Source organism: uncultured Brevundimonas sp. (genome assembly GCF_937870815.1).
Taxonomy (GTDB): domain Bacteria; phylum Pseudomonadota; class Alphaproteobacteria; order Caulobacterales; family Caulobacteraceae; genus Brevundimonas.
In genome coordinates this window covers 16,678-28,601 of the sequence record NZ_CALMZS010000177.1, presented here as the reverse complement: position 1 = coordinate 28,601, position 11,924 = coordinate 16,678, and the positions used below count along the sequence as shown (strand labels likewise).

Here is an 11,924-nt window from a genome sequence, read left to right as displayed (position 1 = left end):
TATGACGTGATGAGCTCCAAACACCTGCGCGGCGACGTCAACTACGCCTGGCCCTCGGCCGAGATCGCCGTCATGGGCGCCAAGGGCGCGGTCGAGATCATCTTCAGGAAAGAGGCCGGCGACCCCGAGGCCCTGGCGGCGCGCGAGGCCGAATACAAGGAGAGGTTCGCCAATCCGTTCGTGGCGGCGGGGCTGGGCTATATCGACGACGTGATCATGCCGCACGGGACGCGGCGGCGGCTGATCCGGGCGCTACGGACGCTGAAGGGGAAGGTGATGGAGAACCCGTGGAAGAAGCACGATAATATTCCGCTGTGATTACGCTCGGCTTTGACCCCGGAGGTGGCGACGGTTTCGGCTGCGCGGTGATGACTGATGAGAGCTCCACGTCGGCCACTACAGGATCTGTGGATGAGGCCGTCGATTGGGTTGTGACGGAGCTCAATGGCCGCAGACCGGATGGAGCGGGGATTGACACGCTGCTGTTCTGGCAGACGACGCGGTCAGGGTGGCGGGGAGCGGACGAATATCTCCGGGCACGCTTTCCAGCGCGGCGGAATAGCGTCCTCTGTTCCAACGGCCTCTATGGGTCCATGGCGGTTCAAGGTGCCACGCTCGCGGTTCGATTGCGTGAACTCTGGCCCAATCTATTTTTGACCGAGACGCACCCGAAAGTTCTTTGGGAGCACCTCGCGGGCGGCATCCCGTACCCTCGACAACCAACCCTATCCCACCCTGGTGTCGTCTGGCTTACGGAAGCTCTCGAGGCGGAGATCCATCCCGCGAACGAGCATGAGTTCGATGCTTTGCTTTCTGGCTGGGCGGCTGATCGTGCTTGTCGCGGCATGTGGAAGCTCGACTTGGCGACGATCCAAGCTCGGAACCAGCGGTCGCCCAATGTCTCTTTGGTCGAGGACGTGCACTACTACTGGCCCGAGTGAGGTGCGACCAACCTGACCAACCTCCTCTTCCTCCGCGCCCGCGACCGCCTCCGCTCCCCCACGGCCGAGCAGGTGTTCGCGTCCCGCCCCGGCGTCGAGACCGCCTCCGCCGGCCTAGCGCTGACATGAAGCCGTGCAAGGGGATCGGGACGGGTTACCGCATCCGGACGTCTCCCGGCTCAGCCCTGACGGGCTGTCCGGGAGCGGAGCGAGCGGCCATCACGTCCCGGACAGCGCCTGTGGCGCTTCCGGGATGACAAGGGCGCGACGTCTCCGCACCCCAACGGTGGACAATGGCCCCCCTTGTCATCCCGGCCGCAGCGAAGCGGAGAGCCGGGACGGGACCTGCCCTCGCTCTGGCTCCTCCCGGACAGCCCGCTTGGGCTGAGCCGGGAGCCGGGTGGCGGCAATACCGATGGTGGGGGTTTTCCATCGACGCTTTCAGAACAGCCCCATGCAGCCTCCGGTATGACAGCGAGAGGCTTCGACCCCCCGTGCGGCCTCCGCCCGTCTCCCGGCTCAGCCCTGCGGCCTGTCCGGGAGGCTGAAGTGGAAGGGGCATCGCGTCCCGGATAGCGCCTGCGGCGCTTCCGGGATGACAAGGGACTTCTACCGGAAGGCGCACCCGCTTGACGCTTTGGCGGGAAACCTCACAGCTGTGGTCGGGGAGTCCTGGCAATGACTGACCACATCTACTGGGTCTACATCGTGGCGAGCGGGCCCTGCGGCTGGCTTTATGTCGGCATGACCAACGATCTGGTCCGGCGCATCGGCGAGCACAAGCACGGCCAGATCGACGGCTACAGCCGCGAACGCGGAACCGACCGCCTGGTCTGGTACGAGCCCCACCGCTACGTCGATCAGGCGATCCTCAGGGAGAAGCGCATCAAGCGCTGGCTGCGGCCGTGGAAATTCGCCCTGATCGAGGAGTCGAACCCCCGCTGGGCGGACTTGTATGGCGATCTCGTCGCGGGGGCCGGCGGATCCCGCCCCGGATAGCGCCTGCGTCGGCGGTTCGTCCAATGTCCCGCCCGGCTTCGTCTCCCTGATCGAAAACCTGATGATGATCGCCATGGCGGCGGCCCTGCCGGTCCCTCGGCCGAGCACCTGCGGCCCCGGCCGCCGGGCCGCCCGCCGCGGCAATGCGAAGCATGCGCACGGGACGCGTTGCCACGGGTCCGGCGGCACCGTATGCAGGGCCTCTCGGGGAACTCCATGTCTCGCCTGCTGCGCCTTCTCTGCCTGACGCTGGCCGTCGCCTTCATGGCGTCGCTGAGCCTGCATGGCCCGGCCGACGCCCTCGACCAGCTGGAGCACGTGGCCGACAGGGCCGCCGCCGCGCACGGGCTGGAGGTCTCCGGTCACGGCCATTCCGACTGCGGCGAGGAGGGCGAGGAGACCGCGCCGGGCCACCATCACCACAGCGCCGATTCCCATTCGTTCGCCGTCGCCGACCGGACCGGCGCGGATCTCGGCGTCGCCCGCAGCGCCCGGGCCGTCGACTGGCCGCAGGACCGTCTGCCGGCCGGGCTGGGAGCCGCCGGTCCCGACCAACCTCCGAAACGGACGCTGACGCTCGCCTGAGCCTGAGCGGACCGGTGCGTCCGCGTGTCAGCCATTCCCTTCGGAGACCACCGCCTTGAACATCAAACGTTCCGGTTCGGCCGGATCGTGGTCAGGCGCCGCAGCCGCAACCGCGCTCGGCCTGACCCTCGTGCTATCGTCCACGCCCGCGGCCCGGGCCCAGGACGCCCCGCCCGCCGCCGCCCGCCTGCTCGGCCTCGAGGAGGCCCTGGCCCTGGCGGCCCGCGCCGACCCGGCCCTGCCGGGGATGGAGGCCCGCCGGCGCGCCGCCGAAGCCGGGGTCCGCCAGGCCGACGTCCGCGCCAACCCGACCCTCGGCCTCGAGGTCGAGAATTTCGCCGGTTCCGGCCCGTTCTCGATCCTCGAACGGTCCGAGACGACGCTGAGCTACGAACAGCCGTTCGAGCGGGGCGGCGACCGCGCCGCCCGCGTCGGCCTGGCCCGCCGCGAGGGGGACCTGGTGCTGGCCCGCGAACGGGTGCGCCGCCTCGATCGCCTCGAACAGGTCCAGGCGGCCTGGGCCGAGGCCCTGGCCGCCGATGCGGCGCTGGCCATCGCGGCCGAACGGCTGGACCTGGCCGAGGGCTTCAGCGGCGAGGTCGGCCGCCGGGTCGCCTCGGCGCGGGATCCCCTGTTCGCCGGGGCCCGGGCCGAGGCCGAGCTGGCCACGGCGCGGCTGGCCTTCGACCAGGCCGGGATCGCCGCCCGGCTGGCGCGCGCCAACCTGGCGACCTTCTGGATGGGGGCCTCGAACTTCCGCCTCGATCCGGCCGCCTTCGACGACACCGCGGCGGCGCGGGCGGCGGCCGGCGACCTCGCCGAGGCCGATCTGGCCGTTCCGGGCGCCGAGCGCGACATCGCCATCGCCCGCGTCGGGGTGGAGCGCGCGCGCGCCGTGCCCGACGCGACCGTCAGCGTGGGGCTGCGCCATGTCTGGGACGAGGAAGCCGTCGCCCTGGTGGTCGGCGGCTCGATCCCCCTGGGCCGCTACGATCGCAACCAGGGCGCCATCGACATGGCCGAGGCCCAGCGCGCGGCGGCGGAAAGCGACCTGATCGCCGAACGCGCCGTCCGGGAGCGCGAGGTCGCCCGGCTTCAGGTCTCGCTCGCCGCCAAGGCCAGCGAGGCCGCGCGCATCGCCGGCGAGGTCATCCCCCAGGCGGAGCGCGCCGTCCGGCTGGTCCGCGAAGGCTTCAACCGGGGCGGCTTCACCTACAATGACGTCATCACCACCCAGACCGCCCTGCTCGACGCGCGGCAGCGTCGGGTCGAGGTGCTGAAATCCTTCCACATCGACCGCGCCCGCCTCGACCGGCTGACCGGCGCGCACGACCGCATGACGGTCGCGGAGACCACCCGATGAACCGCCTGAACCGGAACCGCCCGCGCTGGGCGAACCTGCTGCTCGCGCCGCTGGCCGCCCTGTCCCTGGGCCTGGCCGCCTGCGGAGGCGGCGAGACGTCCGCGGACCACGGCGACGGACACGGCGAGGCCGAAGCCGAGTTCGAGCGCGGCCCGCACAATGGCCGGCTGTTGCGCGACGGCGATTTCGCCGTCGAGATCACCATTTTCGAAACCGGCGTCGAGCCGCAGTTCCGCGTCTATGCCTATGAGAAAAACAAGCCGGTCGCGCCGCAGTCGGTTCAGCTGGCCATGGCCCTGACCCGGCTGGGCGGCCAGGTGGACCGTTTCAGCTTCCAGCCCCAAGGCGACTATCTGATGGGCAGCGGCGTCGTCACCGAGCCGCATTCGTTCGACGTGGCGGTGTCGGCGACCCACAAGGGGCAGCGTCACGATTGGCGCTACCAGTCGTATGAAGGCCGGACCACCATCAGTCGCGAGGCCGCCACAGCGGGCGGGGTGAAGGTCGAGCGGGCCGGTCCGACCGAGATTTCGGAAACGCTGGATCTGTCCGGCCGCATCGAGCTGCAGCCGTCGGGCCGCGGCGAGGTGCGGGCGTGGTTCCCCGGCCGGATCATGGCCCTGGGAGCGAATGTCGGGGACCGCGTGGCGCGCGGCCAGATCATCGCCCGCGTGGAGTCGTCCGAGAGCCTGCAGACCTACGCCATTCCGGCGCCGATCTCGGGCGTGGTGCTGGAGCGGCCGGCCAATGTCGGCGACGTGGCCGCGGACAATCCGATCTACGTCATCGCCAATCCGGCCGCGATCCAGGCCGAGTTCCACGTCTTTCCGCGCGACGCCGAAAAGGTGCGCTCGGGCCAGCGGGTGACGATCCGGAGCCTGGGCGGCGACATGACGGTGCAATCCACCCTCGACGCCTTCCTGCCCCTGACCGAGGTCGCGACCCAGACGGTCACGGCGCGCGCGCGTATCCCCAACCCGGATGGCTTCTGGCGGCCGGGCATGGCGGTCGAGGGCACGGTGGCCACCCGCACCACGGCCATCCCCCTGGCGGTGCGAACCTCGGCGCTTCAGCGCTTCCGCGACTTCACCGTGGTCTTCGCCCGCGTCGGCGACACCTATGAGGTGCGGATGCTCGAACTGGGCCGCCAGACGCCGGAATGGACCGAGGTGCTGGGCGGGCTCCGGCCCGGCGAGACCTATGTCACCGAAGGAGCCTTTCTCATCCGCGCGGACATCGAGAAGTCCGGCGCCTCGCACGACCACTAGGGGCGACGCGCCATGCTCGAACGCATCATCCACCTGTCCATCCGCCAGCGCTGGTTCGTGATGGCGATGGTCCTGGCCCTGTCGGTGCTGGGCGTCTGGAACTTCCAGCGTCTGCCCATCGACGCGGTCCCGGACATCACCAACGTCCAGGTCCAGATCAACACCGAGGCTCCGGGCTATTCGCCGCTGGAGTCCGAGCAACGCATCACCTTTCCGATCGAGACGGCCATCGCCGGCCTGCCGGGGCTGGAATACACGCGCTCGATCTCGCGCTACGGCCTCAGCCAGGTCACCGTCGTCTTCAAGGACGGCACGGACATCTATTTCGCGCGGCAGCTCGTCAACGAACGGGTCCAGTCGGCGCGCGGCCAGTTGCCCGGGGGACTCGAGCCTGAACTGGGGCCGATCTCGACCGGACTGGGCGAGATCTTCATGTACACCATCGACGCCGAGCCGGGGGCCCGCAAGCCCGACGGCGCGGCCTATACGCCGGAGGACCTGCGGACGCTGCAGGACTGGGTGATCCGGCCCCAGCTGCGCAACGTGCCGGGCGTCACCGAGGTCAACACCATCGGCGGCTTCGCCCGCGAGTATCACGTCACGCCGTTGCCGGACCGCCTGGCCGCCTTCGGCCTGACCATGAACGACGTGATCGAGGCCCTCGGCCGCAACAACGCCAACGTCGGGGCGGGCTATGTCGAACGCTATGGCGAGCAGTATCTGGTCCGGGTTCCGGGCCAGGCCAGCGGCATCGCCGACCTTGAAAGGGTCATCGTCGACGAGCGCCAGGGCGTGCCCATCCGCGTTGCGGACGTGGCCGACGTCATCATCGGCGAGGAGCTGAGAACCGGCGCGGCCACCCAGAACGGCCGCGAGGTGGTTCTGGGCACCGTCTTCATGCTGATCGGCGAGAACAGCCGGACGGTCTCCACCGCCGTGGCCGCGCGGCTGGAGGAGGCCAACAAGGCCCTGCCCGCGGGCGTCAAGGCGACGGCCACCTACGACCGGACCGACCTGGTGGAACGCACCATCGCCACGGTCGAGAAGAACCTGGTCGAGGGCGCGCTGCTGGTCATCGTGGTGCTGTTCCTGCTGCTCGGGAACATTCGGGCCGCCGTCATCACCGCCGCCGTCATCCCGATCACCATGCTGCTGACCATCACCGGCATGGTCCGGGGCGGGGTCTCCGGCAACCTGATGAGCCTCGGGGCCCTCGATTTCGGCCTGATCGTCGACGGCGCGGTGATCATCGTCGAAAACTGCCTGCGGCGCTTCGGCGAGGCGCAGCACGGCCTGGGCCGTCTGCTGACCCGCGACGAGCGGTTCCGCATCGCGGCCTCGGCGACCAATGAGGTGATCAAGCCCAGTCTGTTCGGCGTGCTGATCATCACCCTGGTCTATGTGCCGATCTTCGCCTTGACCGGGGTGGAGGGGAAGATGTTCCACCCCATGGCCTTCACCGTGGTGTTCGCCCTCACGGCGGCGCTGATCCTGTCGCTCACCTTCGTCCCGGCGGCGGTGGCCCTGTTCGTCAGCGGCAAGGTCGAGGAGAAGGAGAGTTTCCTGATGCGGGCGGCGCGGCGCTGGTATCAGCCGGCGCTCGACTTCGCCCTCAGGACGCGGGCCCTGATGGTCGGCGGCGCGGTGGTGCTGGTCCTGCTGTCCGGCCTGCTCGCCACGCGGCTGGGGGCGGAGTTCATCCCGAACCTCGACGAGGGCGACATCGCCCTGCACGCCCTGCGTATCCCCGGCACCGGCCTGGAGCAGGCCATCGGCATGCAGGGGCGGTTGGAAGCGCGCCTGACGCAGTTCGAGGAAGTCGACCGGGTGTTCTCCAAACTGGGCACGGCGGAGGTCGCCACGGATCCGATGCCGCCGTCGGTGGCGGACACCTTCATCATCCTGAAGGACCGGCGCGACTGGCCCGACCCGCGCCGGCCGCGGGCGGAACTGCTGGCCGAGATGCAGGAGGCGGTCGAGGCCATCCCCGGCAACAACTACGAATTCACCCAACCCATCCAGATGCGCTTCAACGAGCTGATCTCGGGGGTCCGCTCGGACGTGGCGGTCAAGGTGTTCGGCGACGACCTGGATCAGCTTCTCGCGAGCGGCGAGGCCATCGAGGCGGTCATGGCCGGCGTGCCCGGGGCGCAGGATGTGAAGGTCGAACAGATCACCGGCCTGCCCGTGCTCCAGATCACGCCGGACCGGGACGCCCTCGCGCGTCTGGGGCTGAATGTGGGGGACGTGCAGGATGTTGTCTCGGCCTCCCTCGGCGGCGCCGTCGCCGGCCAGATCTTCGAGGGCGACCGCCGTTTCGACGTGGTGGTCCGCCTGCCCGAGGAGATCCGGGGCAATGTGGACGCCATCGGTCGCCTGCGGGTGCCGTTGCCGGCCGGACGGGACGCCGACGGCGCCAGCGGCTTCGTGCCCCTGTCCGACGTGGCGGCGATTTCCGTGACCATCGGCCCGAACCAGATCAGCCGCGAACAGGGCAAGCGGCGGGTGGTCGTCACCGCCAATGTGCGCGACCGCGATCTCGGCTCGTTCGTGGCCGAGCTCCAGGATCGCGTCGGGGCGGAGGTGGAGCTTCCCGCCGGCTACTGGGTCAGCTACGGCGGCACCTTCGAACAGCTGATCTCGGCGTCGAGGCGGCTCCAGTTCGTGGTGCCCATGGTGCTGGCGCTGATCTTCGGCCTGCTGTTCACCCTGTTCGGCTCATGGAGGGACGCGGCCATCGTCTTTTCCGGGGTGCCGCTGGCGCTGACCGGCGGCGTCGCCGCCCTGGCGATGCGCGGGATACCGCTGTCGATCTCTGCCGGGGTCGGCTTCATCGCGCTGTCCGGCGTGGCCGTGCTGAACGGAGTGGTCATGCTGACCTTCATCCGCTCGCTCAGGGCCGAAGGACGGCCGCTCGAGGAGTCGATCCGGGAGGGGGCTCTCACCCGCCTCAGGCCGGTGCTGATGACCGCCCTGGTGGCCAGCCTCGGCTTCGTGCCCATGGCCTTCAACGTCGGGGCCGGGTCGGAGGTGCAACGGCCGCTGGCGACGGTGGTCATCGGAGGGATCATCTCGTCGACGATCCTGACCCTGCTGGTGCTCCCGGCCCTCTACCGCATGGTCCATCGCGAACGGGAGGCCGACCCCAACGCCTGGGATCGCGCCTGGCAGGGCGTGGGCGACCGGCTGAGCCGTCTGAGGGCCGGACGGCCGGCCTGAGCAGCAAGGGGAGGCCGGCTCCGGCCTCCCCGACCGCCCATGCAAGGAGCCGCGGCGGCGGGCGTTGAACCGGTCACCGCGCCGCCGACGTCAGCGCCCGGTCAGGGCCGCCCGCTCCTCCGCCGTCAGCAGCCGCCATCGCCCCTCCGGCAGGTCGCCGAGTTTCAGCGGCCCGATGCGCACCCTGAGCAGGTCGGCGACCTCCAGCCCGACCATCGCGCACATGCGCCGGATCTGCCGGTTGCGGCCCTCGCGCAGCACGAAGCGCAGCCGGCGCGGCTCCATCCGCTCGACCCGGGCCCGCTTCAGCACCCGGCCGTCCAGCATCAGGCCGTGGCGCAAGAGTTTCAGCTTGTTCTCGGTGACGTCGCCGGCGACCCGGACCAGATACTCCTTGTCGAGGTCCGATTCCGGCCCGATCACCGCCCGGGCCACCACTCCGTCGGACGACAGCAGCAGCAGGCCGCGCGAATCCTCGTCCAGCCGTCCGATCGGCGGCAGGGAGGCGTCCGCGGCCGGAACCGCGCCCTCGCCGATCCGGTTGGCCGCCGTCAGCAGGCGGACGGCCGGGACCTTGCCCGGCTCCGGCTGGCCCGAGACGTAGCCGACCGGCTTGTGCAGCACGATGGTGACGCCCTCGGCCAGCGCCGCCGCGGCCCGCTCGCCCAGAGTCAGGGTCTGCCCCGGCTGCAGCTTGCGGCCCGCGTCGGTGACCACCTCGCCGTCCACCGAGACCAGTCCCCCGGCGATCAGGGCGTCGGCCTCGCGCCGCGAGCAGATCCCGGCCTGGCCCATGAATTTGTTCAGCCGCACCGGCTCCGCCCCGTCCCAGGTCCGCGACAGGCTCATCCGGCCACCCGCCGGAACAGCAGCATCAGATTCTCGGCCGGCATCCCCGCCCGCCGCGTCAGCGCCAGTCCCTCGGCCTTCGCCGCCGCCGCCACCGCGTCCCGGTCGCGCAGCCCCCAGGCCGGATCGCGCGCCTTCAGGCTCCCGTCGAAGGCCGCGTTCGACGGGGCCAGCGGGACGTCGGCCTCGAGATACGGCCCATAGGTCGCCAGCAGGCCGCCGACCGGCAGCACCCGCCCGGCCAGCCGCATCAGCCCCTCGGTCGCCGCCCACGGGCTGATGTGGATCATGTTGATGCAGATCACCGCCTCGAACGGCCCCTGCGGCCACGCCGCCTCGTCCAGCACGTCCACGGCCAGCGGCGGGCGCAGGTTGGGCAGGCCGGCCGCCTCGGCCCAGGCCGCGATGCTGGCCCGCGCCGCGGCCGATGGATCGCTCGGCGTCCAGGTCAGGCCCGGCAGGGCTCCGGCGAAGGCGACGGCGTGCTCGCCTGATCCCGCGGCGATCTCCAGCACCCGGCCGCGGGCCGGCAGATGGGTCCGGAGCACGGCGAGGATCGGCGCCCGGTTGCGCGCCGCGGCGGGCGAGGCGAGGGCGCCCTCGGGCGTCGTGATGATCGCGTCCATGGTCCGCATGCCGGCTCCGATAGCCCCTGCGGAGCGCATCCGCGACCGGAAAAATGCCGTGGCGGCCGGGCGCAATCGCCGCGCGGGGTTGAAACTTGCGCCGGTTGACGCGACCTCCGCTTCGGTGTCATTCCCGCTGAAACATTGCGTGATCAGATATGCAGGGAGAGCCACGGCGGCGACAGATCGCCGGGCGTCGTTCAGGAGAGTTGAAGTGACCGCATCCGCGATCCCCGGTCTGCATCCGGCCCCCACCGCCCACGCCGGCCTCGTCGCCTGGGTCGAGCAGATCGCCGCCCTGACCCGGCCGGCCCGGGTCCACTGGTGCGACGGCTCCGAGGCCGAGAAGTCGGCCATCGTCGCCGACCTGGTCGCCCGGGGCACGCTCAGGGAACTCGACCAGACCCGGCGCCCCGGCTGCTACCATGCCGCCTCCGATCCGAAGGACGTCGCCCGGGTCGAAAGCCGCACCTTCATCTGCCCCGAGCAGGAGATCGACGCCGGCCCGACCAACAACTGGGCCGATCCGGTCGAGATGCGCGCCCGCCTGAACAGCCTGTTCGACGGCTGCATGGCCGGGCGCACCATGTATGTCGTGCCCTTTTCGATGGGCCCGCTGGGCTCGAAGATTTCGGCGCTCGGGGTCGAGATCACCGACAGCGGCTACGTCGCCGTGTCGATGGGCGTCATGACCCGGATGGGCCAGCCGGCCCTCGACGTGCTGGGCAAGGACGGCGTCTTCGTCCCGGCCGTTCACAGCCTCGGCGCGCCGCTGGCCGAGGGCCGGGCGGACGTGCCCTGGCCCTGCAACGACGAGAAATGGATCGTCCACTTTCCCGAGACCCGCGAGATCTGGTCCTATGGCTCGGGCTATGGCGGCAACGCCCTGCTGGGCAAGAAATGCTACGCCCTGCGCATCGCCTCGGTCATGGCCCGCGACGAGGGCTGGCTGGCCGAGCACATGCTGATCCTCAAGCTGACCGACCCGAAGGGCCGCGCCAAATACGTCGCCGCCGCCTTCCCCTCGGCCTGCGGCAAGACCAATCTGGCCATGCTCCAGCCGACCATTCCGGGCTGGAAGGCCGAGACCATCGGCGACGACATCGCCTGGATGCGCATCGGCGAGGACGGCCGCCTCCATGCGGTCAACCCGGAAGCCGGCTTCTTCGGCGTCGCCCCGGGGACCAGCCGCAACACCAACGGCAATGCGCTGGCCACCCTGGCCTGCAACACCATCTTCACCAACACCGCCCTGACCGCCGACGGCGACGTCTGGTGGGAAGGTCTGACCAGGGAGGCCCCCGAGGGTCTGATCAACTGGAAGGGCCAGCCGCACGACCCGGCCTCGGGCGAGCCCGCCGCCCATCCGAACGCCCGGTTCGCGGCGCCGGCCGGCCAGTGCCCGGCCATCGCGCCGGAATGGGAAGATCCGAAGGGCGTGCCGATCGACGCCATCCTGTTCGGCGGCCGCCGCGCCTCGGCCGTGCCCCTGGTCACCGAGGCCTTCGACTGGGACCACGGCGTGTTCATGGGTTCGTCGGTGGCCTCGGAAGGCACCGCCGCCGCCGAGAACGCCATCGGCGAGCTGCGCCGCGATCCCTTCGCCATGCTGCCGTTCTGCGGCTACAACATGGGCGACTATTTCGCCCACTGGCTGTCGATGAAGGAGCGCACGGACGCCGCGAAGCTGCCGCGCCTCTACTTCGTCAACTGGTTCCGCAAGAACGAGGACGGCCGATTCGTCTGGCCCGGCTTCGGCGACAACGCCAGGGTGCTGAAGTGGATCGCCGAACGGCTGGACGGCGAGGCCGAGGCGGTCGACACCCCCGTCGGCCGCGTCCCGACCCGGGGGGCTCTGGACCTGTCGGGCCTCGACCTGTCCGATTCCGACCTGTCGATCCTGCTCGACGTCGACGCCGCCGTCTGGGCCGAGGAGGCCGCCCTGATTCCGGAGTTCTACGAGAAGTTCGGCGACCGGCTGCCCGAGGCCCTCTGGGCCCAGCAGTCCGCCCTGGTCGCCCGGATCGAGGCGAGCCGCGCCGCCGCCATCGCCGCCGAATAGTCGCACCCGCGG

10 protein-coding genes and 1 pseudogene are annotated in these 11,924 nt (G+C 70.5%); 9 read left to right on the top strand and 2 right to left on the bottom strand.

Annotation, left to right across the window (positions count from 1 at the left end; translation table 11 throughout):
• From Q0588_RS11815 to Q0588_RS11785, 8 genes and pseudogenes are all read left to right on the top strand, one after another.
• Positions 1-318 (top strand): carboxyl transferase domain-containing protein (locus tag Q0588_RS11815; RefSeq protein WP_298746283.1); only part of this gene is annotated, 318 nt, incomplete at its 5' end.
• Between the two features lie 89 nt (positions 319-407).
• Positions 408-941 carry a hypothetical protein gene (locus tag Q0588_RS11810; protein ID WP_366872916.1) on the top strand — a complete coding sequence of 178 codons (534 nt, stop codon included), beginning with the start codon at positions 408-410 and terminating at the stop codon, positions 939-941.
• A 678-nt stretch (positions 942-1,619) separates the two neighbouring features.
• Positions 1,620-1,940 carry a GIY-YIG nuclease family protein gene (locus Q0588_RS11805; RefSeq protein ID WP_298746279.1) on the top strand — a complete coding sequence of 107 codons (321 nt, stop codon included), beginning with the start codon at positions 1,620-1,622 and terminating at the stop codon, positions 1,938-1,940.
• Between the two features lies 1 nt (position 1,941).
• Positions 1,942-2,019 (top strand): annotated as a pseudogene (locus Q0588_RS16050) (glutaredoxin); the annotation flags it as partial.
• 137 nt (positions 2,020-2,156) lie between these two features.
• Positions 2,157-2,525 (top strand): hypothetical protein, encoded by a 369-nt coding sequence (locus tag Q0588_RS11800; protein ID WP_298746277.1) that lies wholly within the window; start codon positions 2,157-2,159, stop codon positions 2,523-2,525.
• 55 nt (positions 2,526-2,580) lie between these two features.
• Positions 2,581-3,888, top strand: coding sequence for a TolC family protein (locus tag Q0588_RS11795; protein ID WP_298746275.1), 1,308 nt, complete (start codon positions 2,581-2,583; stop codon positions 3,886-3,888).
• Positions 3,885-5,156, top strand: coding sequence for an efflux RND transporter periplasmic adaptor subunit (locus Q0588_RS11790; RefSeq protein WP_298746273.1), 1,272 nt, complete (start codon positions 3,885-3,887; stop codon positions 5,154-5,156). The genes Q0588_RS11795 and Q0588_RS11790 overlap by 4 nt, the downstream gene beginning before the upstream one ends.
• 12 nt (positions 5,157-5,168) lie before the next feature.
• Positions 5,169-8,375 (top strand): CusA/CzcA family heavy metal efflux RND transporter, encoded by a 3,207-nt coding sequence (locus tag Q0588_RS11785; RefSeq protein WP_298746271.1) that lies wholly within the window; start codon positions 5,169-5,171, stop codon positions 8,373-8,375.
• A gap of 90 nt (positions 8,376-8,465) precedes the next feature.
• Here the strand turns inward: Q0588_RS11785 and Q0588_RS11780 are convergent, their stop codons facing one another.
• Complete coding sequence (locus Q0588_RS11780; RefSeq protein ID WP_298746269.1) at positions 8,466-9,224, bottom strand: pseudouridine synthase; 759 nt, start codon at positions 9,222-9,224, stop codon at positions 8,466-8,468.
• Positions 9,221-9,859, bottom strand: a complete 639-nt coding sequence (locus Q0588_RS11775) for a DUF938 domain-containing protein (protein ID WP_298746267.1) — start codon at positions 9,857-9,859, stop codon at positions 9,221-9,223. Before Q0588_RS11775 ends, Q0588_RS11780 begins: the two co-directional genes overlap by 4 nt.
• Positions 9,860-10,064: 205 nt before the next feature.
• Here Q0588_RS11775 and Q0588_RS11770 point away from each other — a divergent pair, with 205 nt between their 5' ends.
• The gene (locus Q0588_RS11770) at positions 10,065-11,912 is read left to right on the top strand and encodes a phosphoenolpyruvate carboxykinase (GTP) (RefSeq protein WP_298746265.1); all 1,848 of its coding nucleotides are present in this window, start codon (positions 10,065-10,067) and stop codon (positions 11,910-11,912) included.
• Positions 11,913-11,924: the final 12 nt, after the last annotated feature.

Coding starts and splice junctions, on each gene's coding strand:
- Q0588_RS11780 (WP_298746269.1), bottom strand. CDS start 9,224: ATGAGCCTGTCGCGGACCTGGGACGGGGCGGAGCCGGTGCGGCTGAAC.
- Q0588_RS11805 (WP_298746279.1), top strand. CDS start 1,620: ATGACTGACCACATCTACTGGGTCTACATCGTGGCGAGCGGGCCCTGC.
- Q0588_RS11785 (WP_298746271.1), top strand. CDS start 5,169: ATGCTCGAACGCATCATCCACCTGTCCATCCGCCAGCGCTGGTTCGTG.
- Q0588_RS11775 (WP_298746267.1), bottom strand. CDS start 9,859: ATGCGGACCATGGACGCGATCATCACGACGCCCGAGGGCGCCCTCGCC.
- Q0588_RS11800 (WP_298746277.1), top strand. CDS start 2,157: ATGTCTCGCCTGCTGCGCCTTCTCTGCCTGACGCTGGCCGTCGCCTTC.
- Q0588_RS11790 (WP_298746273.1), top strand. CDS start 3,885: ATGAACCGCCTGAACCGGAACCGCCCGCGCTGGGCGAACCTGCTGCTC.